Annotated in this window: 21 protein-coding genes; 19 read left to right on the top strand and 2 right to left on the bottom strand. The window is 69.1% G+C overall.

All coding sequences use genetic code 11. The annotated features are described in order from the left end of the window. Positions 1-177 precede the first annotated feature (177 nt). Entirely contained in the window at positions 178-780 is a 603-nt protein-coding gene (locus CA951_RS24305) for a TetR/AcrR family transcriptional regulator (RefSeq protein ID WP_087559269.1), read from the top strand. A 308-nt stretch (positions 781-1088) separates the two neighbouring features. On the opposite strand, the gene CA951_RS24300 is transcribed toward CA951_RS24305, so the two are convergent. Beyond that, a complete protein-coding gene (locus CA951_RS24300; protein ID WP_087559268.1) occupies positions 1089-1703 on the bottom strand; it encodes a TetR/AcrR family transcriptional regulator in 615 nt (204 codons plus the stop codon). 71 nt (positions 1704-1774) lie between these two features. Here CA951_RS24300 and CA951_RS24295 point away from each other — a divergent pair, with 71 nt between their 5' ends. From CA951_RS24295 to CA951_RS24240, 12 genes are all read left to right on the top strand, one after another. Continuing rightward, the gene (locus CA951_RS24295) at positions 1775-2956 is read left to right on the top strand and encodes a Rieske 2Fe-2S domain-containing protein (protein ID WP_087559267.1); all 1182 of its coding nucleotides are present in this window, start codon (positions 1775-1777) and stop codon (positions 2954-2956) included. Next, complete coding sequence (locus CA951_RS24290) at positions 2953-3714, top strand: enoyl-CoA hydratase/isomerase family protein (RefSeq protein ID WP_087559266.1); 762 nt, start codon at positions 2953-2955, stop codon at positions 3712-3714. The genes CA951_RS24295 and CA951_RS24290 overlap by 4 nt, the downstream gene beginning before the upstream one ends. Beyond that, entirely contained in the window at positions 3711-4382 is a 672-nt protein-coding gene (locus CA951_RS24285; RefSeq protein ID WP_087559265.1) for a PaaI family thioesterase, read from the top strand. Before CA951_RS24290 ends, CA951_RS24285 begins: the two co-directional genes overlap by 4 nt. Continuing rightward, positions 4379-5629, top strand: a complete 1251-nt coding sequence (locus CA951_RS24280) for a CaiB/BaiF CoA-transferase family protein (RefSeq protein ID WP_087559264.1) — start codon at positions 4379-4381, stop codon at positions 5627-5629. The genes CA951_RS24285 and CA951_RS24280 overlap by 4 nt, the downstream gene beginning before the upstream one ends. A 191-nt stretch (positions 5630-5820) precedes the next feature. Next, positions 5821-7362, top strand: a complete 1542-nt coding sequence (locus CA951_RS24275; RefSeq protein ID WP_087559263.1) for a class I adenylate-forming enzyme family protein — start codon at positions 5821-5823, stop codon at positions 7360-7362. A 62-nt stretch (positions 7363-7424) separates the two neighbouring features. Beyond that, positions 7425-8828, top strand: a complete 1404-nt coding sequence (locus CA951_RS24270; RefSeq protein ID WP_087559394.1) for an MFS transporter — start codon at positions 7425-7427, stop codon at positions 8826-8828. Between the two features lie 3 nt (positions 8829-8831). Then, positions 8832-10961 (top strand): molybdopterin-dependent oxidoreductase, encoded by a 2130-nt coding sequence (locus tag CA951_RS24265; RefSeq protein ID WP_087559262.1) that lies wholly within the window; start codon positions 8832-8834, stop codon positions 10959-10961. Continuing rightward, the gene (locus tag CA951_RS24260) at positions 10961-13198 is read left to right on the top strand and encodes a molybdopterin-dependent oxidoreductase (protein ID WP_087559261.1); all 2238 of its coding nucleotides are present in this window, start codon (positions 10961-10963) and stop codon (positions 13196-13198) included. The genes CA951_RS24265 and CA951_RS24260 overlap by 1 nt, the downstream gene beginning before the upstream one ends. Further along, a complete protein-coding gene (locus CA951_RS24255; protein WP_087559260.1) occupies positions 13198-14820 on the top strand; it encodes an FAD-dependent oxidoreductase in 1623 nt (540 codons plus the stop codon). Before CA951_RS24260 ends, CA951_RS24255 begins: the two co-directional genes overlap by 1 nt. Then, on the top strand, positions 14817-16958 hold the full coding sequence (locus CA951_RS24250; RefSeq protein WP_087559259.1) for a molybdopterin-dependent oxidoreductase: 2142 nt from the start codon (positions 14817-14819) through the stop codon (positions 16956-16958). Before CA951_RS24255 ends, CA951_RS24250 begins: the two co-directional genes overlap by 4 nt. A 166-nt stretch (positions 16959-17124) precedes the next feature. Beyond that, a complete protein-coding gene (locus CA951_RS24245; RefSeq protein ID WP_087559258.1) occupies positions 17125-18648 on the top strand; it encodes a class I adenylate-forming enzyme family protein in 1524 nt (507 codons plus the stop codon). After that, positions 18649-19398: an SDR family NAD(P)-dependent oxidoreductase gene (locus CA951_RS24240; protein ID WP_087559257.1), complete on the top strand. Its 750-nt coding sequence runs from the start codon at positions 18649-18651 to the stop codon at positions 19396-19398. 53 nt (positions 19399-19451) lie between these two features. Here the strand turns inward: CA951_RS24240 and CA951_RS24235 are convergent, their stop codons facing one another. Then, entirely contained in the window at positions 19452-20288 is an 837-nt protein-coding gene (locus tag CA951_RS24235; RefSeq protein ID WP_087559256.1) for a glucose 1-dehydrogenase, read from the bottom strand. Positions 20289-20464: 176 nt separating this feature from the next. On the opposite strand from CA951_RS24235, the gene CA951_RS24230 reads away from it, so the two are divergent. The 6 genes from CA951_RS24230 to CA951_RS24205 all read left to right on the top strand — a co-directional run bounded on the left by CA951_RS24230 (position 20465) and on the right by CA951_RS24205 (position 25898). Beyond that, the gene (locus CA951_RS24230) at positions 20465-21274 is read left to right on the top strand and encodes an enoyl-CoA hydratase/isomerase family protein (RefSeq protein WP_087559255.1); all 810 of its coding nucleotides are present in this window, start codon (positions 20465-20467) and stop codon (positions 21272-21274) included. Between the two features lie 89 nt (positions 21275-21363). Next, positions 21364-22401, top strand: coding sequence for an LLM class F420-dependent oxidoreductase (locus CA951_RS24225; protein WP_087559254.1), 1038 nt, complete (start codon positions 21364-21366; stop codon positions 22399-22401). Further along, positions 22398-23885 (top strand): acetyl-CoA acetyltransferase, encoded by a 1488-nt coding sequence (locus tag CA951_RS24220; protein WP_087559253.1) that lies wholly within the window; start codon positions 22398-22400, stop codon positions 23883-23885. Before CA951_RS24225 ends, CA951_RS24220 begins: the two co-directional genes overlap by 4 nt. An 86-nt stretch (positions 23886-23971) precedes the next feature. Further along, entirely contained in the window at positions 23972-24289 is a 318-nt protein-coding gene (locus CA951_RS24215) for a hypothetical protein (RefSeq protein ID WP_087559252.1), read from the top strand. Then, positions 24286-24717, top strand: a complete 432-nt coding sequence (locus CA951_RS24210) for a Zn-ribbon domain-containing OB-fold protein (RefSeq protein ID WP_087559251.1) — start codon at positions 24286-24288, stop codon at positions 24715-24717. The genes CA951_RS24215 and CA951_RS24210 overlap by 4 nt, the downstream gene beginning before the upstream one ends. Then, entirely contained in the window at positions 24714-25898 is a 1185-nt protein-coding gene (locus CA951_RS24205) for a transporter (protein WP_087559250.1), read from the top strand. The genes CA951_RS24210 and CA951_RS24205 overlap by 4 nt, the downstream gene beginning before the upstream one ends. Positions 25899-25921 lie beyond the last annotated feature (23 nt).

Genomic DNA, 25921 nt, shown 5'->3' with positions numbered 1-25921 from the left:
GCCGGGCGGACGTCCGAGGCAGTTGTCCGTGGTCCTGTGGGACTTCGGGCAGCTGCCTCGTTCTTTTGGTGTAATGGAGTGGATGCGGCCGCCCGGTATGCAACAACTTACGTGTATTGTCATTTGTATCGCGACTGGTCGGGTGGCCGGTCGGAAGTGACGGTGTCTGGAGCGAGGATGGCAAGAAGGAAGACCGCCGGTGTGCTGAGCCAGGACGCCGATGTCGCACGGTCTCAGATACTCGTGGCCGCCCAGACGATGATTCTGCGTTTCGGGATCGCGAAGACCACCATGGAGGACATTGCCAAGGAGGCGGGAGTCTCTCGCCCAACGGTCTACCGGTACTTTCAGGACCGCGAGACGCTCACCACCGAGCTGATCAGGTGGCGATCGCGTCAGACGCTCGAACGCGGCCGCAAGTTCCTGATGGAATGTGCGTCGTTCGAGGACCGGCTGATCGAAGGCCTCATCTACCTGGTCTACGACGGGATCAACGATCCGATCGTGCGCATCCTCGTCAGCCCCGAGCACGTCGGCGGGGATTCGTGGCTCGAGACCATCCCCCTCGCGACGAGTCTCACCACCGAACTGTGGGGGCCGATCTTCGACGACGCCAAGGCCGGCGGCGAGATGAGGGCGGATATCGACACCGACGAGGCGTGCTCCTGGATCACCCTCGTGCAATTGATGCTCGCACCGCGACTGGACAATTCGGATCCGGCCGATCCCTCACACCGGCAGATGATGAAGCAATTCGTCCTACCGGCCTTCCTTCCCTAGTTTGCCCGCGTCCCCCAGGAGCCGTGCCCCCGGATCGGACGGGAATCCCTATGCCGAAGCATATTTCGCAGGTGAGCCATTTCACTTCCCGCATCGAATCTGCCGGGGCAGACCAGATCGTGGCCGACGCGGAGAACCTGCTCAGTGTGATGGGAGCAAGCGTACTGCTCCGTGGGTGGCGATCGGACGCATCCGTGACGTGACGGCGTCCGCCGATCACATCGAGGTCGCGTGGAACTACGAGAGTGACCGGTCGATCCCCGCCGACAGCGAGTTCCGCGTCGACAATCTGTCGGCGCTCGGCGAGATCAGTCGCCGGCAGGCAGCGCGGCAGGAACGACCGAGGGGACCAGGAACGTGCGGATCTTCTCGCGGAACCGTTCCAGTGAGCCGGTGCCGCCGTTGAGTTGACTGATGCACATGATCTCGAGTTCCGAGATCCATTCGCACAGCAATGTCAGATCCAGGTCGGCGCGGAGGTCGCCGGCCTCCTGCGCCTCGCGCAGAATCGGCTCCCACAGCTCGCTCGTCAGTTCGACGGCCTTGCCCGACGTGGTCAGCAGGGAGTTCGCCAGGGTCATCTCCGAGGGGGAGACGAGCAGGTGGACCATGGGGTCCCGCAGACCGCTCTCGACGTTCTGGCAGATGCCCTCGACGAGTCGTTCCTCGATCGTGGGCCACTTCGCTATGAAGGCGCGGGCGGGCGTCATGTTCTTGCGCGCGCGCCGCGCGACCGATTCGATGATCAGACTCTCCCGGTCCGAGAAATACCGGTAGACGGTCGCGCGGGACATATCCGCGGCGCGGGCGACGTCTTCCATCGTCGTCTTGGTGATCCCGAAGCGTTCGAAGCACGACTCCGCTGCGCTGAGGATCGTCGAGCGGACGTCGGTCGCGGGGTCGTTTCCAGTCCTTGCAGCCACCAGGAAACAGTACAACCACTATCTGCCGTGAGACGCTAGACAATGAATGTCTCATGTGCCACTCTCGGTGTATGGAGCGCGAAGACAAGATCACCCTCACCGAGCGACTGATCGCACACGTCGACAACAACAGCACCGACTACGCGGACGACCTGCTTCGAGTGCCGTTCTCGGTGTTCAACGACCCCGAACTCGCCGAGCGCGAGCGCACGGTGGTCCGGCGGCTGCCGCACATCGTCGCCCACGTCGACGAGCTGAAGAAGGCGGGCGACTTCGTCACGACCGAGCTGATCGGCACGCCGCTACTGGTGGTCAAGCAGACGGACGGCAGCGTCAAGGCCTTCTCCAACGTCTGCAGGCACCGGGGCTCGAAGGTGGAGTTCGAGGAAACCGGCTGTAAGCGCGTCTTCAGCTGCCCGTATCACAACTGGGCGTACGGCCGCGGGGGAGATCTGCGGGGAATGCCGCACGCGGAAGGCTTCGACGGCATGGACCGTTCGCAGTACGGGCTCGTCGAATTTCCCTGCGAGGTGCGGCACGGCCTGGTCTGGGTGGTTCCGACGGTCGGCGCCGAACTCGACATCGCGGGGATTCTCGGCGCAAAGCACGACGCGGAGGTGACGGACACCGGGATGGCCGAGTCGTTCCAGGTACGCAAGGAGACCTGGAAACTCGACATGAACTGGAAGATCGCCGTCGACGGCGTCCAGGACTCGTACCACCTGTGCCAGTTGCACACCAAGACCGTGTGCAACTACCTCGAGGGCAACATCACGGCCTACGACCTGGTCGACCGTTCCTGGCGAATCGTCGTGGCCCGCAAGTCGATCACCGAGGTTCGCGGCGCAGACCCCGACTCGTTCGACGTCCGCGACTACTCCCTCGCGAACTACACGATCTACCCGGGCACGATGCTCGTGACCGAGCCCAACCACTTCGAGATCTGGACGATCGTGCCGGACACCGAAGACCCCAATGTGTCGTACTGCACCATTCGGCTTCTGTCCCCGAAGGAGCCCGAGACTCCGCGCGAGAAGCGGATTCTGGACAAGAACTGGGAACTCCTCATGGAGACCCTGCACGCCGAGGACTGGTTCGTCACGAAGACGATCACGGCCAACGCGGCGCACGGGCAGGTCGACGAGCTGATCTACGGACGCAACGAACTTCCCGGTCAGGTGTTCCACAAGATGATCACGCGGGACGCCGAGGAGGTCGCTCGGCAGGAGGCCGCGGTCGGCGGTGTGCGGTGACGACGGGCGACCTGCGCCGATCGTCGCCCGCACCCGGAGTGCTGCAACTCGACCTCGCGCGGCCGGATGTGCACAACGCGATCACCCTCGGCCTGCAACGTGAACTCGATGCCGCGCTCGCCGAGGCGGCGGACGACCCGCACGTCCGGGTCGTGCTGCTGGCAGGGGAGGGTACCGCTGCATTCTCCGCGGGATACGACCTGAAGGAACTCCGGGCGATGACGGCGGACGCCTGCGTCCTGAGCCTGCTCGAACGGGACGAACTGTTGTGGAGATACTTCACGTTCCCCAAACCCACCGTCGCCGCGGTCCAGGGCATGGCCTACGGCGCGGGCACCCTGCTGGCGGTGTGTTCCGATCTGCGCGTGGGAGGTCCCGGCACCCGCATCACCGTCACCGCGGCGAAGTACGGCGGCGCCAACCTCACGTGGGTGCTCGACCACTTGATCGGTGCGGGACTCGCCCGCGACCTGCTGATGACGTCCCGGGCAGTCACCGGTGAGGAGGCCCACCGGATGGGGCTCGTCTCCCGGTACGCGGCCGACGGCGACGTGCTCGGCGCCGCGCTCGAGGCGGCCGGGCAGATCGCCGCTCAGCCTCCGGAGGCGATGCGCGAGATCAAGGCACTGCTGGTCGACGGCCCGGGACACGACCTGCGGTCCCGGTACGACCGGGAGAACGTCGTGTCGCGCACGACGCTCCGGCCGCGTCCGGTCGAGGAGATGTTCGGCTCCTACTTCGGACGGCGCGCCCGGTGACCCGCGTCTCTACTCCCGACGACATCTGGAGTCCCAGCTGGGACGACCCGTTCGAACCGACCGCGGACGGCGACGACGAATTCGCGGAACTGGCCGAGGCCCTGCGCTCCGTGCAGGAGGCCGTCACCCGCAGCCGCCCGACGTCCGACGCGGCGAGTTGCGCGGCGCGTACGCTCCGCGACCTCGCAGCGCGATTGGCGGACTTCGAGGTCGGCGAGGACGAACAGATCGCCGGCCGGCGCTGGGACCTTCCCGGCCGGGCGCAGGCTCTGACGCCGGCCCTCCACGTCGAGGAGGTGACCGCGACCAGGGCGCGGGGACGCGTCACGGTCGGCAGATTCCATTCCGGGCGCTACGCGATGAACGGCGGCGTGACGCCGCTGATCTTCGACGAGATACTCGCGCGCCTCGCCAACAGTTCCGGCAGGCAGTGGGCACGCACGGCGTACCTGCACGTCAACTACCGGGCCCCCGCGCCGCTGGGCGTCGAATTGCGCGTCGAAGCGGAGTTGGCCGGGCAGGAGGGCCGCAAACGATTCCTGCGCGGCGCGATGTATCACGGCGACGTCCTCGTCGCCGACGTCGACGGACTCTGGATCGAACTGAAACCGGAACAGACACAGAATGTCTCGCTGGCCGTCGGCCGGGGAGCAGAGGAGGGTTCATGAGTGGGTACTCGCTGCTGGACGGCGTTCGGATCCTCGAGGTCGCGCAGCTGGCGCCGTCGTCGCTCGGCGGGCATCTCGCCGATCTGGGTGCGGATGTGATCAAGATCGAATCCGGACCGCTCGGGGATCCCGTGCGCATCGGCGGCAGCCGTGCCGTCGGAGGCGAGGACGGGCCTGCGTTCATGCACCTGCGATGGAATCGCGGAAAACGCAGCGTCGCACTAGATCTGCGCACCCCCGAGGGCAAGCAGGCGTTCCTCGACCTCGCGCGGTCGTGCGACGCGGTCATCGAGGGCATGCGGGGCGGGTACCTCGATTGGCTCGGCATCGGCTACGAGCAACTGCGACAGGTGAATCCGAAGATCGTGCTGTGCACGGTGTCGGGCATGGGCACCGACGGGCCGTACCGTGTTCTCGGCACCGGTGGTCCGGTGTTCGACGCGTACGCCGGGCTCCGCGAGGTCGGCACTCCGGCGGTGCCGCCGACCGAGGGGATGGCGGGATCCACGACGCCGCCGATCGCGATGTACGCGCTCGGCGCCTACGGGGCGATGGGCCTGCTCGCCGCGCTGCACAAGGCCGGCGCCACCGGTACCGGCTGCCATGTCGAGGTGGCGGGCATCGACGTCGCCGCCGCGTGGATGCCGGATCTCGTGGACGCGGAGTTGAACAGGGACCGCTCGATTCCCCGGCCGACCTGGCTGCCGGACGGGCGGCTGCCCGACTGGCCACGGCTCGAGGCCTACCGCACCAGCGACGGCGAGGCGATCCTGTTCGGGTCGCACGTGGAGAAGTTCTGGCACAACTTCCTGGCCGCGGTCGGGCGTGACGATCTGATCGGCGTCGACCTCACGGGGACGGACGACGGCGCCCCCGCCCGCGCGGACCTGGTGTGGCGGGCGCTGACGGAGATCTTCGCGCAGCGCACCCGCGCCGAGTGGGTGCAGCTGTTCCTCGAACACGGCATCGCGGGAGGCCCGGTCAACAGCGTGGCCGACATGCTCGACGACCCGCACTTCCGGGCGCGGGACAACACCTACCGGGTCGACTACCCCGGAGTCGGTGAGCTCGAACTCGTGGTCAGCCCCGTGCGTGTCGCCGGGGAGAAGTTCGCGCCGGCGCTGCCACCGGTCGTGGGCGCGGACACCTCGGAGGTGCTGCGGACGGTGGCGCAGTACGACGCCGCGCGGATCGCCGCGGCAACCGAACCGGCGAGCCCCCGGCGCGAGGCCCCGTCCGCCGGCTGACCGCGCGCACTCCGCAGAAGCGACACCCACACGAAACAAGTTGTGTGGGTGTCGTTTTCGTGCGAAAGTCCGGTACTGCCGGGTGCCCGAAATTTCCGAATCGAGCATTGCGTCATTTGCCTATAGCTGTTAGGTTTACGGCACACGAAGTGAGGGTGGTCACACCCGGTCGACGAGCACGAGGAGCACAGATGAATCTCGCGGACCTGACCCGGTTCTGGGGTAAAACGCGTTCGCAACAGCAGGCCATCGTGTTCGGGGACACGTCGCAGACCTGGGCCGAGGTCAACGCGAGCACCGACGCACTCGCCCGCGGCCTCGCAGCCCGGGGCGTCCGCAAGGGGGACCGGGTGGCGGTGATGATGCTCAATCGCCCCGAACTCGCCCACATCATCCTTGCGACGCTCAAGCTCGGCGCCATCAGCGTGCCGCTGAACTTCCGGCTCACCGCGAAGGAACTGGCGCCGATGGTGCTCGACTCCGCGCCGCGCGTGGTGATCGTCGAGGACGGTTTCGCGTCGCTGCTCGAGGTCGCCGCCGAGCAGGCGGAGTTCGAGACCTACGCGATCGGGGGGAGTGCCCATCCGCCGTACGAGCGGCTGATCGACCCAGGGACCGCGCCCGTCGTCGCCATCGACGCCGACGACCCCGGCTTCATCTGCTACACCTCGGGCACCACCGGCGTGCAGAAGGGCGCTCTGATCACCCACCGCAACGCAATGACCCCCGGCATCTCGCAGTCGATCACGTTCGGCTTCTCGTCCCGCGACCGGGTGCTGTGCTCCGCCCCGCTGGTGTACACCGGTTCGATCCTGTCGATCTTCATGCAACTCGTCGTCGTGCCCGGCGCGACGATGGTCCTGCTGCGCGAATACGACCCGGAGATCGCCCTCGACACGTTCGAGCGCGAGCAGATCACGGCCACCACGACCGTCCCCGTGATCTGGGAACGGATGACGATGCTGCCCGACTTCGGCACCCGCACGCTCGCGAAGTTCACGTTCGCCGGCACCGGTGGCGCCCCCGTCAGCCTCGACCTGCTCGACTTCTACCGCTCGCACGGCATCCCGCTCACCCAGTGCTACGGCCTCACCGAGGCGTCCGGCATGGTCTCGACGCTCGCCTACGAGGACGCCCTGTCCCGTCCCGGCTTCGCGGGGCTGCCGCTGGTCGGCACCCACATCCGGATCGGTGATCCGGGAGTCGACACCCCGGCCGGGGAGGTCGGCGAGATCCTGGTCCGCGGCGAGCACGTGTTGCGGGAGTACTGGAACAAGCCCGAGGCCACCGCGGCGACCCTCGGCGGCGGATGGCTGCGCACCGGCGACCTCGGCATGCAGGACGAGGGCGGATTCCTGAAGATCGTCGACCGCAGCAAGGACATGCTGATCTCCGGGGGCCTCAACGTCTACCCCGCCGAGATCGAGAAGGCGCTGCACGGCATCGAGGGCCTGGTCGACCTCGCGGTCATCGGCGTCAAGGACGACCGCTGGGGCGAGGTGCCGATGGTGGTGTTCCACAGCGAGCGCCCGGCCGCCGAGATCGTCGCCGACATCGCCGAGGTCGCGGGCGAGAACCTGGCGAAGTTCAAGCGTCCCAAGCACGCCGTCGCGCTGGGCGAACCCCTGCCGCGCACCTTCTCCGGCAAGCTCGCCAAACCGTCTCTGCGCCAGCGCTTCCCCGAGGTGCCCGCCGACGCCCTCGCCGTCGACGGCACCGTCACCCCTGTCTAGGAAGACCCTCCAGTTCGAGGCTTCATCCCCCGCGGTTCCCCCCTTCGAGAGGAATGCACATCGTGGCCCCAACTCGTGAAGTCGACATCTCCCAACTCATCGACGCCGCACCGGTGTCGGCCCTCCAGAAGCGTGCCATCGCGCTGTGCCTGGCGCTCGCGATCCTCGACGGCATGGACGCCCAGCTGATCGGATTCGCGATTCCCGCGCTGTCCGAGGACTGGGGGCTGTCCAAGGCCTCGTTCGGGCTGCTGCTGGCGCTCAGCAGCGGCGCGATGGTCGTCGGCAGCCTGCTGTTCGGTCCCGTTGCCGACCGCTGGGGCCGGCGACGGGTGATCCTGCTGTGCACCGTGCTGTTCGCGGTGTTCACCCTCGCGTCCGCGTTCGCGCCGTCGATGGGGGTGCTGATCGTGCTGCGGATCCTCGCCGGGATCGGGCTCGGCGGCGTCACCCCGAACCTGATCGCGCTGACCAGTGAGTACAGCCCGGCGCGCAGCCGCTCCACCCTGGTCACCATCGTCGTCGCGGGGATGTCGCTGGGCGGCTTCCTCGGCGGACTCGCTGCCGCCCAACTGATTCCGGCGTACGGCTGGCAGTCGATCTTCGTGGCCGGTGGCGTCCTCCCGCTGATCGTGGCAGCGTTCGCGTGGGCCGGGCTGCCGGAATCGGGCAAGTTCCTCGCGGCCCGGGGCGATCACGCCGGCGCCGCGAAGATCCTCTCGGCGATCGCCCCGCAGGCGGGCATCACCGGATCTGTGACGTTCACTGTGGACGCCGCCGTGGCCACCAAGTCGCCCATCCGGGAACTCTTCGCCGGCGGCCGGGCGCTGGACACGGTGCTGCTGTGGGTCGTGTTCGTCATCAACTTCCTGGTCATCTACTTCCTGTTCGGGTGGATGCCGTCGCTGTTCAGCCAGGCCGGGCAGAGTCCGTCGAACGCGATCCTCGCCGCGGCGCTGTTCAACCTCGGCGGCATGGCGGGCGCGCTGTCGATCGGGTGGATCACCGACCGCGTCGGCACCGCGTGGCGCCGGTCCCGGGGCTCGGACGCCGCGTACGCGGTGGTGATGGCCGGCTACGCACTCGGCGCCTTGTTCATCGGCGTCGTCGCGATGTTCCTGGCGAACTCCACACTGCTGCTGATCACGATCTGCATCGTCGGATTCGGGATGTCCGGCAGTTCGGCGGGCATCATCGCGATCGCGGCATCGATCTACCCGGTGGCGGCGCGCTCGACCGGCATCGGCTGGGCCATGGGAATCGGGCGGATCGGGTCCATCGCGGGGCCCACCCTCGGCGCCGCCCTGATCGCGGCGGGGATGGACGCCCGCACCATCTTCCTGCTGATGATCGTGCCGACCGCCGTCGCAGTCCTCACGCTCGGTGCGCTGTTCGTGCGGGAACGGCTGCGCGGTCGCACCGTCGTCGGGGCCGCGGAGTCGCCCGTTGCCGCCGAGGCGCACTGAGTCATGCGATCCGTCACGTCGAGGGCCGCGTCGTACTGCAGGCTGTGTGCCTCCTCGTGCGGGGTCCTGCTCGACATCGAGGACGGGCGGATCGTGCGAGTGCTCGGCGACGCCCACCATCCCATCTCCGGCGGCTACACCTGCCCGAAGGGGCGCCGCGGCGGCGACCTCGTCCACGGACCGGACCGGCTGACCACGTCGATGCGCCGCACCGCCGCCGGCACCCACGAGCCGGTGCCGGTGGCGCGGGCGGTCACCGACATCGCAGACCGGCTGCGCGCCATCGTGGACCGGCACGGACCGGACGCGGTCGCGCTGTTCATGGGGACGCAGCAGAACTTCGCCGCACTCACCCCGCCGATGGCCCGGGCCTGGTTCCGGGGCACCGGCTCGCACAAGCTGTTCTCCACGATGACCATCGACCAGTCCGCGAAATGGGTTGTCGCCGATCGGATGGGAACGTACCTCGGTGGACGGCAGCGATTCGAGGACGCCGATGTGTGGTTGCTCGCGGGAACCAACCCCGTCGTCTCCGGCAACGGCGGCGACGGGGACGGCGCGGTGGTGCAGAACCCGTCCGTCACCCTGAAGGCGGCGCGGGAACGGGGCCTGCGGCTCATCGTCGTCGACCCGCGACGCACCGAGACCGCGGCGCTCGCCGACATCCACCTGGCGCCCCGGCCGGGGACGGACGCAGTGCTGTTCGCCGGTCTCCTGCACGTCGTCCTCACCGAGCGCCTCCACGACGCCGGCTTCTGCCATGCGTATACCGCCGACCTGGCCGTGCTCGCCGACGCCGTCGCCGGCGTGACCCCCGACGTCGTGCAACGGATCTGCGGTATTCCCGCAGACCGGATCCGCGACGCGGCACGGGTGTTCGCAGGCGGGACGCGCGGGATGGCGACCAGCGGCACCGGGTTGTGCATGGGCCCGCACTCGAACCTCGCGGAACACCTCGTCGCGGCACTGAACGTGGTGTGCGGCAGGTACCTGCGCGAGGGGGAGCGGGCCGACGACCGCGCCGTCCTGACCCGGCACCAACCGGCGCGCGCGGAGGTCGCGCCGGCCACCCGGGCATTCGAGCACGGATTCCGCAGCCGGATCGGCGGGGTCCGGACGATCCGCGGCGAACTTCCGTCCGGCATCCTCGCCGACGAGATCCTCGAACCCGGCCCCGACCGGGTGCGGGCGCTGATCGTCTCCGGCGGCAACCCGGCAGCGGCGCTGCCCGATCGCGAGAAAGCGTTGCGCGCGATGCGATCACTGGACCTGCTGGTGTGCGTCGACCCGCGCATGTCGGACACCGCGCGGCTCGCCGACTACGTGATCGCCCCGACCACGATGTACGAGCGCGCCGATCACACCGCGATCATGGAGCCGTTCTTCCCGCAGCCGTTCGCGCAGTACACCCCCGCGGTCGTGGCCGCGCCGCCCGGGGTCGTCGACGACTGGCGGTTCTTCCTCGACCTCGCCGCAGCCTCCGGGCAGCCCGTCAAGTTCGCCGGCCGCATCCTCGACCCCGCCGCGCCGCCGACCTCCGAACAGTTGCTGGCGATGACGGCCGAACGGGGACGCGTCCCGTTCGCAGACCTGGTCGCCGCCCCGCACGGACACCTCGCCGGACGCAGCGGCGCCGTCGTGGGTCCGGCGGCCGAGGAGAACGCCGGGCACCGCCTGACGCTGATGCCCGACGACGTGCGCGCCGAATTGCGCGCAGCGCTGACGGACAGGACTGTCGCAGCACAGTTCCCGCTCCTGCTGACAGTGCGGCGGATCCGCGAGGCCGTCAACTCCACCGGCACGCGCGTGCCCGGACTCGTTCCGGGTGGCGCCAACCCCGCGAGCCTGCACCCCGACGACCTCGCCGCCGCGGGTATCGCCGACGGGCAGACGGTGACCGTGCGCTCGGCGTCCGGGCACCTGCGTGCGACCGCGCGAGCGGACGCCACCCTGGCTCGCGGCACCGTGTCGATGACGCACTGTTTCGGGAGCGTCGACCCGCGCGACGACGTCGGAGTGAACGTGAATGCGCTGACCGGAACCGGCGACGGCGTCCAGTCGATCAACGCGATGCCCACCATGACCGCGGTTCCCGTCGCGGTCGAGCCCACCACCATCGAACAGGACGTGTGATGACGACGGCAGAACCGATGGCCGGGCACCGGATCTGCCCGCTGTGCGAGTCGACGTGCGGGCTGCTGGTCGAACTCGACGGTCGCGCCATCACGCGGGTCGCGCCGAACCCCGACGACGTGATGAGCGCCGGGCACAGTTGCGCGAAGGGGCTCGGTCTCGGCCGCATCGAGGGCGACCCGGACCGGATCCGGACCCCGCTCCTGCGCACCGCGGACGGTGGGTTCCGCGAGGCCGGCTGGGACGAGGCGTTCGCCGAGATCGAGCGCCGGCTACCGGAGTTCGTCACCGGCGACCCGGGCAGCTGCGCCGTCTACCACGGGAATCCGGCCGCCCACCACCTGGATTCGACGTTCTACCTGGGTGAGCTGATCGGTGCTGTCGGCACCCGGAACATCTACTCGCCGGCCAGCGTCGACACCTGGCCGAAGAACCTCGCACACATGCTGCTGTACGGCACCGGACTGGGCATGAGCCTGCCCGACCTCGACCGCACCGACTACCTGCTGATCCTCGGCTCGAACCCGATGGTCTCCAACGGCAGCACCGTCACCGCGCCCGGCATGCACCACCGCCTGCGGGCGTTGCGCGAGCGGGGCGGCACCCTCGTCGTGGTGGATCCGGTGCGCACCCGCACCGCCGAGGTCGCGGATCTGCACGTGCCGATCCGGCCCGGGACCGACGCCCTGTTCCTGCTCGGGGTGCTGTCCGTCATCGCGTCCGAGGGGCTGTCCAGACCCGACCGGGTGCCTGCGGTGGTGGACGGCCTGGACGCCGCTCTCGCGATGGCGGCGGACTTCGACCCCGACGCCGTCGCCGCCGCGTGCGGGATCGACGCCGACCTGATCCGCGTGGTGGCCCAGGGTTTCGCGGGCGCTCCTGCAGCGGTGGCGCATTCGCGGATCGGGACGAGCATGCAGGAGTTCGGCACCCTCGCGAACTGGCTCGTCGAGGTGCTCACCATCGTCACCGGCAACCTGGACCGGCCCGGAGGGGCGATGTTCGCGCTGCCGCCGGCAGGCGGGCAGAACACCTGGCCGGTGACCCGACCGCCAAAGCTGATGTTCGACCGGTGGCGTTCGCGAGTGCGGGGGCTGCCGGAGGCGATGGGGGAGTTGCCCGCGGTGTGCTTCGCCGAGGAGATCCTCACGCCCGGACCGGGCCGCACCCGGGCGCTGATCACCCTCGCCGGGAACCCGGCCCGCTCCCTGCCCAACAGCGGGGCGATCGAGGAGGCGCTCGGCGCCCTCGACTTCATGGTGTCGGTGGACTGCTACCTCAACGAGACCACCCGCCACGCCGACGTGATCCTGCCGCCGCCACCGCTCGCGACCCGCGGCCACCACGATGTGACGCTGGCTCACTTCCAGATCCGGAACGTCGCGCGGTACACCCCACCCCTCCTCGACCTCGCCGAGGGTGAGCTGGCGGAATGGCAGATCCTGCTGCGGATCGCCGCGATCGCCAAGGGAACCCCGCACCGTCCGGTCGAGGAGATGGACGACGAGGTGGCCGCCGTCGCCGCCCGGCGCGCCGCGAAACTCGCCGGCCGCGAGGTGGAACAAATTCTGCACGCCGTCACCGGCCGGCGCGGCCCTCAACGACTGCTGGACCTGCGTCTGCGCAGCGGACCCTACGGCGACCGTTTCGGGCTCGACCCGGACGGGCTGACTCTCGCACTGCTGGAGGCCAACCCGGACGGCATCGACTACGGGCCGCTGACACCGCGCGTCCCGGAGGTACTGCGCACCCCGGACGGGCGGATCGACCTGATGCCGGAGATGATCGTCGCAGATCTGCCGCGGGTGCGGGCGAGCACGACCCGGGCCGCCCCGGATCTGCTGCTGATCAACCGGCGTCAACGGCGCGGCATGAATTCGTGGCTTCACAATGCCCTGCCCCAACCGGACGGCGGCCAGTGCGCCCTGCTGATCAGCCCACACGATGCTGCCGAGCGCGGCCTGGTCGGCGGCGACCGGGTGGCGGTGACGTCCAAGGTCACCACCGTGACGGCCGAACTACGGATCGACGACGCATTGCGTCCCGGTGTGGTGAGCATGCCGCACGGGTGGGGCCACCACGGGCCGGGTCTGCGGACATCCCGGTCGGCGTCGGTGCCCGGCAGCAACTACAACGCCCTGGTGGACGACACCACCGACCTCGAGGCGCTGACGGCGTCCCCGATCTTCAACGGCGTCCCGGTCACCGTGACGCGCACGAGCGAGGAGCATCCCTGATGGCGTACGTGGTCACCCAGAACTGCTGCAACGACGCGACCTGTGTCGCGGTCTGCCCCGTCGACTGCATCCACCCGACGCCCGCCGAGCGGGAGTACACGCGCACCGAGATGCTGTACATCGACCCGGGCACCTGCATCGACTGCGGCGCCTGCTCCGACGTGTGCCCGGTGGACGCGATCGTGCCCGGCGACGCCCCCGCACCCGAAATCGACCGGTACCGGGAGATCAATGCCGAGTACTTCCAGCGGAATCCCCGCAGCGCCCCGCCCGGTGCCCATGTGCAACCGCTCCCGCTCACCCTCGCGACCACCGGTGTCACCGACCCCCCGGCGCTGCGGGTGGCGATCGTCGGATCGGGACCGTCCGCGTTCTACGCCGCCGAGGAACTGCTGGCCCGCCGCGACATCGCCGCCGAGGTCACCATGTTCGAACGGCTGCCCGTCGCAGGCGGACTCGTGCGGTTCGGCGTCGCGCCGGACCACTGGCACACGAAGACGGTGGACCGGGTGTTCAACCGGACCGCGCGACGCGACGGCTTCACCTTCCACCTCGGCGTCGAGGTGGGGCGGGACGTGACGCTCGACGAGGTGCTGGCCCACCACCACGCGGTGATCCACGCGTCCGGGGCGTCGGGGGACCGGCGCCTCGGCATCCCCGGCGAGGACCTGCCGGGCAGCTACGCCGCCCGGGAGTTCGTCGCCTGGTACAACGGTCACCCCGATCACGCCGAGCGCACCTTCGACCTGTCCGCGCGCCGCGCCGTCGTGGTCGGCAACGGCAACGTCGCCCTGGACGTCGCCCGCATCCTCGTCTCCGACGTGAAAACCCTGCGCTGCACCGACATCGCCGACCACGCCCTCGACGTACTGGCCGACAGCCGGGTCGAGGAGGTGGTGGTGCTCGGCAGGCGGGGACCCGAGCACGCGGCCTGCACCACGCCGGAACTGCTCGCGCTCGGCTCGCTGCCGGGCATCGACGTCCTCGTCGACGGTCCGGTCACGGCAGGTCCGGACGCACCGGCCAAGCTGCGGATCCTCGCCGAATACGCCCGGCGGGAGGCGACGCCGGGGAACAAGCGCATCGTGCTGCGCTTCGGTACCTCCCCGCGAGAGGTGCTCGGTGCGGGCCGTGCCGAGTCGCTTCTGGTGGCCCACGGCGACACCGTGGACCGGATCGAGTGCGGTCTGATCCTCCGGGCGGTCGGGTACCGCGGACTGCCGATCGCCGGCCTTCCGTTCGACGAGGCCGCCGGAACCGTCGCCAACGCCGCGGGCCGCGTCGCGCTGCCGGGCACCGGGGAGACCGTCCGCGGGCACTATGTGGCGGGCTGGATCAAACGCGGTGCGACCGGTGTGATCGGCACCAATCGCTACTGCGCGGCGGAGACCGTCGAGGCACTCCTCGCCGATCACCGCGCGGGACTGCTCGCCGCCCCCACCGCGGCCGCTGCGGACCTGGCGGCGCTGGTGCGCGAACGCAGGCCCGACGCGCTCGGCGGTGCGGACTGGCGCGCGATCGACCGCTTCGAGCGCGAGCGCGGCCGCGAGGAGGGCAGGCCCCGCATCAAGATCGTCGACGCCCGGCAGGCAGCCGTCGTCGCGGGTGCGGCCGCCCGGTGAGTCCGGCGGACACGACCCGGGTGCACACCTTCTGCCGCATCTGCGAACCGGGGTGCGGCCTGCTCGCCGAGGTCCGGGACGGCGAAGTGCTCCGGCTGCAACCGGACCGGGATCATCCCGTGCACAAGGGGTTCTCCTGCCACAAGGGTGTGCACTACCTCCAGGTGCACCAGGATCCGGATCGCCTCGACCGGCCGCTGAAGCGGAAAAATCCGCGGAGCGAGGAGCGCGGCGTCTTCGAACCCGTCGAGTGGGATGTGGCGGCGCGCGAGATCGCCGACAGGCTCGCGGAGGTGCGGCACCGATACGGCCGGGGCGCGCTCGCGGTCTATCAGGGCAACCCGTCGGCGTTCAACGGCGCCTACTACGCGAACGCCGCCACGATCGCGCGCGGCTTCGACACCCGGATGCGCTTCAGTGCGGGAACCCAGGACACCTCGGCCAAATATGCTGCGAGTGAAGCGATCTACGGGGCGTCGATGGCGCATCCGATTCCCGACCTACTGCACACCGACTACTTCCTGTGCGTCGGCAGCAACCCGCAGGTCTCGCACATGACGCTGATCCACATCTCGGATCCGATGGCCAAGATCCGTGCCGTAAAGAGTCGCGGCGGGACCGTGCTGTTCGTCAATCCGCGCCGTATCGAGTCGTCGTCGCCGGAGACCGGGGACGTGCTGCTGATCAAGCCGGACACCGACTTCTACTTCCTCGCCGGGATCCTGCACGAGATCGTCTTCCGGATCGGGTATGACAGGGCCGAGGTGGAACGTCACGCGCGCCACGTCGACGAGTTGCTCGACTTCGTCCAGCAGTACCCGGTCGACCGGATCGCCGCGGTCACCGGCATCGAGGCCGACATGATCCGGCAGGTCGCCGACGACTTCTGCGCGGCACCGAGCGCGAGCATCTACATGGCGACCGGAGTGAACCAGGGTCGCCAGGGCACCCTGGCCTACTGGATGCTCACCATGATCAGTCTGTTCTCCGGCAACCTCGGCAGGCGCGGCGGCAACATCTACTCGCGTGGCGTCGCCGATGTGGTGCAGGGCTCGAAGCGTAAACGGGAGGATCCGTTCTACGACGGTCCCTTCGGTGAGATGCGCACCGTCGGAGGGGATCTGCCCGCCGCGCTCCTGCCGGACTTCATCGAGAACCCCGAAGACCCGATTCGCGCGCTGATCGTGGTGTCGGGCAACCCGCTGCTGTCGGTCGGTGGCGACGACCGGCTGCGGCGGGCATTCGAGCAGTTGGACCTGATTGTGACGATCGATCTGTACCGCACGGTCACCGGCGAGATGGCGGACTACGTTCTGCCCGCCACGGACTGGCTGGAACGAGAGGACGTCAACTTCCTCAACACGATGGGCGTGGCGATGGAGCCGTACGTGCAGTACACGCCCGCCGTCGTCCCCGCGAAGGGGGAGCGCCGCGACGACTGGTGGATCCTGTCCCGCCTCCAGCAGGCGATGGGCGTCCCGACCCTGCTCGACGACCCCGACCCCAATCCGTTCGCCGCGGTCGACGCGATGATGCGGGACTCCGGTCTGAGCATCGATCTCCTCGCGACCATGCCCTGCCAGACCGCGGTGCTGCCGGAGGCCGAACCGTCGCACGTGTTCAGTATCGCGGTCCAGCACGACGACGGCCTGATCGACTGCTGTCCCGCGCTGTTCCAGCGCTCCTACCGGACCGCCGAACGCATCTTCGAGGAGCTGGCCGCGGAGCCCGCCGACCAACTCAAACTGATCACCCGGCGCACCCACTACATGGTCAACAGCTGGATGCACAACCTTCCGGTGCTCAAACAGGGCGTCCACCAGAGCAATCCGCTGTGGATGCACCCGGACGACGCGCGGTGCCGGGACCTCGTCGAGGGCGACGACGTCACCGTGCGCAACCGCCACGGCGAGGTCGGCGCGATGCTGGTCTACGACGACACCCTCCGGCCGGGCGTCGTGGCGATGACCCACGGCTGGGGGCAGCGCACCGCACGGGGGCTGGACGTCGCGAGGCGCAACCCGGGTGTGAACGTCAACCGTCTCGCGCCCACCGGGACGGACGGCTACGACCCGCTGAGCAACCAGTCGCAGCTCACCGGCATCAACGTCGAGGTGGTGCGCCTCCGGCACCCGTGAGTACTTATTAACCGCCGGACGTTAATAAGTACTCACGGGCGCGAAGCGCAGACCTTGCCGGATTTAACAACAACCTTTAGATTTAGCAGCTGTGACGGGCGGCACAGTCACGGAGAACTTCGGTTTCGATCCCGCCGGTCGCGGCCGGGCACACAGGAGGCAATGAATGAGCGGAACCGTGATCGACGCGCTGAATTTCTGGGCGCGGATCGTCCCCGACCAACCTGCCATCGATTTCGACGGCGACGTCGTCACGTATGCGGAATTATCGCGGTGGGCCGACGGCGTCGCCCACGACCTCGCGGCGCGCGGCGTCGTGCCGGGCGACCGGGTCAGCTTCGTGGGGACCAACACCCTCGAGTGGTGCGCTGCGGCGCTGGGGGCGATGAAGGTGGGCGCCATCGCCGCGCCGTTCAATCAGCGGATGCTCGTCGGCGAACTGACGGCGCTGGTCGAGGATTGCGAGCCGAAGATCGTCTACTGCGATCAGGCGTACCTTCCGAGGCTCGAAGAGGTCCTGAAGGCGCACGACACGTTCTCGATCGCCGTCCTCGAGCACGACGTGCGGCCCCTGCGCGACGGGAAGCATGCGCAGTTCCCGACGCCCGTGGTCGACGTCTCGACTCCGACCGCGATCGTCTTCACCAGCGGCACCACGGGCAGGCCCAAGGGCGTGGTGTTCACCCACGCCACCATCGCGGGCGAGATGCACGAGTGGTCGCTGATGGAACCCATCCTGCCCAACGGGCTGCGGCCTCTGCTCGTGCTGCCGTTGTTCACCGCGGCAGGCATCATCTGGGGCATCTCCCGCACCGTCATTCACGGCGGCACGCTCTTCCTGCAACCCGGGTTCGACCCGCAGGCGGCCCTGCGTGTTCTCGTCGAGGACAAGGCGACAACGCTGACCGGCCCACCCATCCTGTTCGAGCAGATCGCGAAGGCCCCGGGATTCGCCGACGCCGACCTCCACCACCTCACCACCGCACACGTGGGCGGTGCCCGGGTGCCTGCACACCTGCTGGGGATCTGGCAGGACCGGGGTGTGCAGTTGCGGCAGATCTACGGGCAGACCGAGATCGGCGGTTCCGCCACCGTGATGCCCCGCGACGAGTCGGCCGAGCATCCGGACAAGTGCGGGTGGGGAGGCATCTTCACCAAGATCCGAGTCGTCGATGCATCCGGAAACGACTGTGCGCCCGGTGAAACCGGTCAGATCCTCCTCCGCGGTCCGGGAATGATGCCGGGCTACTGGCGCAACGAGGACGCGACGAAAGCCGCGCTGATCGACGGCTGGTTGCACACGGGAGATCTCGGAAAGCTCGACGAGAACGGCTACCTGACGTACGTGGACCGGCTCAAGGACATGATCATCTCCGGTGGGCTCAACATCTCGCCCGCCGAAATCGAATCGGTGATCAATCAGATCCCGGAGGTCGAGGAAGTCGCGGTGATCAGCGTGCCCGACGCGAAGTTCGGTGAGACGCCGGCCGCCCTCGTGAAGGCGGCGCCGGGTCTGACCGAGGCGGATGTCGTCGAGTTCTGCAATCAGCGTCTCGCCGACTTCAAGGTCCCGCGCTACGTCGTCCTGCTGGACGAGCCGTTGCCGCGGACGGCCAGCGGCAAGATCGCCAAACGGGAACTGCGCGACACCTACGCGGACGTGCCGGACACCCACCGGAAGGTGCGCTGAATGACGAACACGGGTGAACAGAAGGTCGCCGTCGTCACCGGGGGCGGCCGGGGCATCGGCGCGGCGATCGCGCAGCGCCTCGCGTCGGACGGTTTCGCCGTGGCGGTGAACTATTCGCGCAGCGAGACGCATGCGGCCGACGTGGTCGCGAAGATCGTCGCGGGCGGTGGCCGCGCGGTGGCGATCAAGGCGGACATCGGGAACGCGGCCTCCGCCGAGGAGTTGATCTCGCGGACCGCCGACACGCTCGGGGCACCATCGGTGCTGGTCAACAACGCGGGCATGAACCTCGCAGGCTCGGTCCGCAAGCAGGAACCGGAGGACTGGGATCGCGTGATCTCGGTCAACCTCAGCGGGGCGTTCTACTGCACGCACGCCGCGTTGCCTGCGATGTACGAGAACGGCTGGGGGCGGGTCGTCTTCTTCGGAAGCCCGTCCGGCGGACGGCGGCCGTCGCCCGGGATGAGCGCCTACTCGGCGGCGAAAGCCGGCCTGACCGGGATGACCCGGACGTTGGCGCTCGAGGTCGCGCGGCGAGGCATCACCGTCAACACCGTCGTCCCCGGTTTCGTCGAGACCGACATCATCAGTTCCGGGGGCGACGCCGCCGTCGACGCCCTGGCCGCCCATTGGCCGCGGATTCCGGCGGAATCGGTGGCCGCGACCGTGTCGTTCCTCGTCAGTGACGACGCCCGGCACGTGTCGGGTGAAGAGGTGGGCGTCTGGCTCGGTGGTCCGGTCGGCGTCTGACACCTCCGGGCCGGCTTCGCTGTGGGAATGTGCAGCGAAGCCGGCCCGGTCCGTTACGCGGAGGCCGTCCGGTTCGACGCCGCCCTGGCCTCGCGGGCGTAATTCGACGGCCACGACTTTCCGAGGGTGAGTCCGCCGTCGACGACGATGTTCTGTCCGGTCACGAATGCGGAGTCGTCCGAGGCGAGGTGGGCGATGGCCTGCGCGATGTCTTCGGGCTCCCCGGCCCGCGGGATGGGTTGGAACGAGCGCAGGCCCTGCCGCACCGCGTCGACGCTGGCGTCGAGTTCCGCGTCCTCGAGTCCCGCGCCGTGGCCGACGATCCTGGTGGCAACGCCGCCGGGCGTGACCGCGTTGACGCGGACGGTGAATTCGGCGAGTTCCCTGGCGGCGCTCCGCGTCAGTTGCAGGACGGCGGCTTTGGCTGCGCCGTACGGGTGCGGACCGAAGCCGGTGCGGATCCCGGCGACGGAGGACACGTTGACGATGCTGCCGAATCCCTGCTCGCGCATCACGCGGGCAGCGTACTTCGTGCCGAGGAACGCGCTGCGCGCCAGGACCGCGAACGAGGCGTCCCATTCTTCGACCGACGTGTCCTCGAGGTAGGTCCACGCCCCGACCCGGCCTGCGTTGTTGACGATGCAGTCGAGGTGTCCGAACCGGGTGACGGCCTCGGCGACGGCGTCCGCGACGTCCGACTCCTTCGTGACGTCGGTGTGCAGATAGATGGCTCGGCCGCCGAGTGCCGCGGCGACCGCCGTTCCGCGGGTGTCGTCGATGTCGGTGACGAGGACCCGTGCCCCGCGCTCGGCGAGCAGCGCGCAGGTGGCTGCGCCGATCCCGCTCGCACCGCCGGTGACGAGGGCAGTCTTTCCGTCGAGTACGCCCATGAGGGTGCGTCCTTTCTGTCGTGAGCCTACCTAAAGGCTTGAGGTTTTAATCTAAAAGCATTAGTCTGCGGATGTCGAGGGTTCGCCGGATCGAGCCCCGGACGCGCCGGATTCGATCCCGCGCCTGCCGATCGTGGCGGCTCCCCGAGCACGCCGATTGCGAATGGAGAGACTCCATGCCCGACCTGGTCCTGACCGAGCAGCCGCGACCGGGCATCCTGCTCGTGCGACTCAACCGGCCCGAAGCCCTCAACGCGATGAACGCGGAGATGATCGGCGAACTGCACCGGGTGCTGGCCCGGGTGCGGGACGACTCGACGATCCGGGCGATCGTCCTCACCGGCGCGGGCAAGGCGTTCTGCGCCGGCCTGGACCTGCGCGGGTACGGCACCCCGGACGGCGCCGCGGACGGCGAGGGCCGCCCTCAGGCCGGGTTGCGGGTGCAGAAGCACATCGCCGACCTGGTCGAAGCGTTCCGTGGCGCGCGCCCGCCGATCATCGCCGCGATCAACGGCGCCGCGGCAGGTGGCGGGATGGCGCTGGCGCTGATGGCAGACATCCGCATCATCGCCGACTCGGCCGCACTGCACGCGTCGTTCATCAAGCGCGGCCTCTCCAACTGCGACATCGGAGTCAGTTGGCTGCTGCCACGCATGATCGGTTTCTCGCGTGCCGCGCAGATCCTGCTCACCGGCCGGACGATCGACGCCCGGGAGGCGGAACGAATCGGAATCGCTTCGTCCGTCGAATCCGGCGACGCCCTGCTCGGCGCGGCACTGGACACCGCCGAGGAGATCGCGCAGAACACCCCGTTCGGGGTGTGGATGACCAAAGAGGTGATGTGGTCGAACCTGGAGGCGCCGAGTCTCCGGGCGGCGATCGACCTCGAGAACCGCACCCAGATCCTGGCGGCCATGACCAAGGACCACCGCGAGGCGGTGAAGTCCTTCCTCGAGAAGCGCCCGCCCGAGTATCTGAATCACTGACCCGGGGTCGGACCCACGCCACGGCCGGGACGTGACACAGCACTGCAGCAGCACCACCCGCCCTCCGGGGCAGTAAGCGAGGAAGATCAGTGAAAGTCGGTATCGCCGCTGGATATTGGGGATCCGGGCCGCCGCGCAACGTCGACCGGATGCTCGCCGAGGCCGAGGCGCTCGGCGTGGACAGCTTCTGGACGGCGGAGACCTACGGCTCGGACGCGCTGACCCCCCTCGCCTGGTGGGGATCGCGCACGTCCACGATCAAACTCGGCACCGCGGTCTGCCAGATGTCGGCCCGGACGCCGACCGCCCTGGCGATGGCGGCGCAGACGGTCGACCACCTCAGCGGGGGCCGGGTGATCGTCGGCATCGGCGCGTCGGGACCGCAGGTGGTCGAGGGCTGGTACGGGCAACCGTATCCCCGGCCGCTCGAGCGGACCCGTGAGTACGTCGAGATCATGCGTGCGGTGTGGGCCCGGGAGAAGCCGGTGACCTACGAAGGCAGGCACTATCAGCTCCCGCTGGACGGTGGCAGCGGTCTCGGAAAGCCGTTGAAGTCGATCGTTCACCCACTGCGCGAGGACATTCCGGTCTATCTCGGGGCGGAGGGGCCGAAGAACGTCGCGCTCGCCGCGGAGATCGCGGACGGCTGGACGCCGCTGTGGTTCTCGCCCAAGAGCGACGAGTTCTACCGCGCCGCGCTGGCCGAGGGGTTCGGCCGGGACGGGGCCCGCCGGTCGCCGTCGGATTTCGAGATCGCCAACGTGTGCTGGCTGGTCGAGAACGACGACGTGGAAAAGGCGGCGGCCAAGATCAAGCCTGTCGTCGCGCTGTACGCCGGCGGCATGGGCGCGAAGGGCGCCAATTTCCACAACGACGTCTTCGCCCGCATGGGCTGGAGCGAGGTCTGCGCCGAGATCCAGGAGTTGTACCTGCGGGGTCGGCCTGATCTCGCCGCGCAGGCCGTTCCGACCGAGATGGTCGAGGACGTCGCGCTGATCGGGCCTGCCGACAAGATCTGTGAGGACATCGTGAACCGCTGGAAACCCACGTGCTTGACGACGCTGATCCTCGGCGGCTGGCCGAGGCCGGAGAACCGGGAACGCATCCTCGAGGCGGTGATGTCGTGACGCTCGATCCGCGCACCCCGATCCTCGTCGGCGGCGGACAGGTCAACGAGCGGACCGGGGGAGTGGAACCCGTCGACCTGATCGTCGCAGCGGCCCGCGCCGCTGCCGCCGAGGCGGGATCGCCGCGTCTGCTCGAACTCGTCGACTCGGTCCGGTTGATCGGGATGCTGTCGTGGCGGTACCGCGACCCCGGGGCGCTGGTCGGCGAACGCATCGGCGCCGCCGTCCGGCACACCGGGTACACCGGCAGCGGGGGCAGCGGCCCGCAGGTCCTCGTCAACCAGGCGGCCGAGGACATCTCGGCGGGCCGGACCGACGTCGTCCTGGTGGGCGGTGCCGAGTCCTGGCGGACCCGGATGAAGCTGCGGTCCCAGGGTGTTCGCCCGGAGTGGACCGTGCAGGACGACTCGGTTGCGCCCGCAGAGGTCCTCGTCCCCGAGGTGCCGATGGTCTTCGACGGTCAGTCCAGGATCGGACTCGACCGGCCCGCATACGTGTACCCCCTGTTCGAGCAGGCGCTGCGGATCTCGTCGGGGCGATCGGAGGACGAGCACCGCGGCGCGATCGGCGCACTCTGGTCGGGATTCAGCAAGGTGGCGGCGACGAACCCGCACGCGTGGACCGGCCGCAAGTACACGGCCGACGAGATCGTCACGCCGTCCGAGGACAATCGGTGGATCAGCAGGCCGTACACCAAGCTGATGAACTCGAACAACATGGTGGAGCAGGGTGCGGCGCTGCTGCTCTGCTCCGTCGGCGTCGCCGCCCGCCTCGGGATCCCCCGCGACAACTGGGTCTTTCCGCACGCAGGCACCGAGGCGCACGACACGTACGACATCGCCGAACGGGAGGCGCTCGATCGGTCACCCGCCATCCGGCTGGCGGGGGCGCGCGCCCTGGAACTCTCGGGAATCGGGCGGGACGACCTGGCGCACGTGGACGTGTATTCGTGCTTCCCGTCGGCCGTCCAGGTCGCCGCGGCCGAGTTGGGTCTGCCCCTCGACGATCCCGGCCGTCCGCTGACGCTCACCGGCGGCCTCACGTTCGCGGGCGGTCCGTGGAACAACTACAGCACCCACGCGATCGCCACCCTGGCGACCCGGCTGCGCGAGGCGCCGGGAACGTACGGGCTGATCACGGCGAACGGCGGCTACCTCACCAAGCACGCGTTCGGCGTCTACCGGACGGAGCCGCCGCGCAGCGGTTTCCGGCGTCAGGACGTTCAGGCCGACGTCGATGCGCAACCGACCACGCGAGCGCTCACGAGCTATGAGGGGTCCGGCTCGATCGAGTGCTGGACGGTGGTGCACGGTCGCGACGGCGCCCCGGAGCGCGGCTTCGTGGCGGTGCGGACCGGCACCGGCGAACGCACGCTGGCCACCACGACGGAAGCGGGCGCGCTGGCCCGTCTGGTCGGCGTCGACGTCGCGCGGGACCCAGCGGTCGTCGCCGCCGACGGCACGTTCCGATTCGCGGACGATTGACTCCAGTTTACCTAACGACATAAGGTATAGGAATCGAGGGCATCCGCCGTGAGGCGTGAGGTTCTCACGGAGAAAAGGAGTTTCGAATGTCTGTCGAAGACTTCCGCGAACTGTACGAGCGGCACGTCGGATACGTGGTGTCCGGAGACATGAAGTCCGCGCTCGCCGACATGGTTCAGGCGAATCTGCCCGCCGTGTTCGACGGTGTCACCGTTCCCCGCGGCGACGTCGACGGGTTCGAGATCAAGGACGTCCGGGCCGACGGCGACCGCCGAATCGGCGAGACGGTGTACACGACCCCGGGCGGCACGATCGGCCTGCGGTCGATCTGGGAGCGTCACGACGGCCGCTGGCTGGCCGCGGCGCTCGAGAACTTCCCCGCCGAAGGAGGGAGTCCGGCATGACGGGAGAACCGTGGGGACCGTCCGCCGACGGCCTCGACCAACCGTACTGGGACGGGCTCACCCGAGGTGAGCTGCGGCTCCAGCGTTGCGGCAACTGCAAGACCTGGATCTGGGGACCGCAATGGGTCTGCGGATCCTGCCACACCCTCGACCCGAACTGGGAGTCCGTGACGCCCACCGGAACCGTGTACAGCTGGTCGCGCAGTTGGTACCCATTCATCACCGAACTGGCCGACCGCGTCCCGTACGTGACGGTCCTGGTGGAACTTCCCGAGGCCGGGCACCGCCGGGTACTCGGAATCCTGACCGGCGACGACACCGACGCCATCCGCATCGGCGACCCGGTCGTCGGGCACATCGAGCACGACGAAGGCGCGACCTGGCCGCTGCTGCGCTGGCGTCGATCCACCGAAGGAGCGGAGGCATGAGTGCACTCACCATGCGCGGGGCGGCCGCCGTCGTCGGCGTGTCCGAACTGCACTACCGCCGCGGCGAGGCCCCGGCGGGTGAACTGAGGATGACGCTCGAGGCGATCCTCGCCGCATGCTCGGACGCCGGCATCTCGCCGCGCGAACTCGACGGATTCGTGTCGTATGCGGGCGGCGGGCACGACGGTGCGGTCATCGGCGGCGCACTGGGCGTCGACGACGTCCGGTGGTCGAACATGATGTGGGGCGGTGGCGGCGGGACGGTCGCTGCCGCGATCAACAATGCCGCCGTCGCGATCGCTGCCGGGCAGGCCGAGTGCGTCGTCGTCTACCGCTCGATGGCACAGGCGGATACCGGGCGGCTCGGATACGCGAAGTACCACTACGGCCCGCACTTCCTCGCGCACGGCGTCGGATCGCCTGCGCAGGTGTGCGCGCTGCGGACGCAGCGCCTGCTCGAGCACGACGGGGTGCCGCGCGAGACCATGCGCGCCCTGGTGCTCGCCGCGTACCGGCACGCCCAGAACAATCCGACCGCGCAGGGCTACGGCAAGCCGCTCGACGAGGCGACGTACGAATCCTCCCGCCTGATCACCGAACCGTTCCACCTGTACGACTGCTCGCGGGAGAGCGACGGCGCCGTCGCGCTGGTGCTGGTCTCCGCCGACCGCGCGAAGTCGCTGCGACCCGATCCCGCATACGTTCTCGCGGGAGCGCAGGGCGCACCGGGCGGCTACTCCTCGATCATCGACAACGACGACCAGTACGCCACCGCGGGTTTCGCGGGCACTGCGGGTCGGCCCGGGGTCGCGGACCGCCTCTGGGCCGCCGCCGGTCTCGGCCCCGACGACGTGGACGTCGTCCAGGTGTACGAGAACTTCAGCGGGCCCGCCGTCGCCGCGCTCATCGACCACGGCCTGGCGCCGTCCGGCCCCGCCGCAGGCGAGGTTCTCACCGTGGACAACCTCACCGCGGGCGTGGGCAAGCTCCCCGTGAACACCAGTGGCGGCAACATCGCCGACTCGTTCGTCAACGGAATGGGGCTCGCCGTCGAAGCGGTGCGGCAGATCCGGGGCACGTCGACCAATCCCGTGGCGCACGCCAAGACGTCGCTGTTCATCGGCGGCCCGATGGCACCGCTCGTCAGTTCGACGCTGTTCGCCCACGAAGACGTGCTGTAGCACCCCGACTCTGTGAGAAGGAT

This window comes from Rhodococcus sp. NCIMB 12038 (assembly GCF_002165735.1).
In the GTDB taxonomy this organism is placed as follows: Bacteria; Actinomycetota; Actinomycetes; order Mycobacteriales; family Mycobacteriaceae; genus Rhodococcus_F.
Note: the sequence above shows the minus strand (reverse complement) of the source record. Positions and strands in the feature narration are given on the sequence as shown.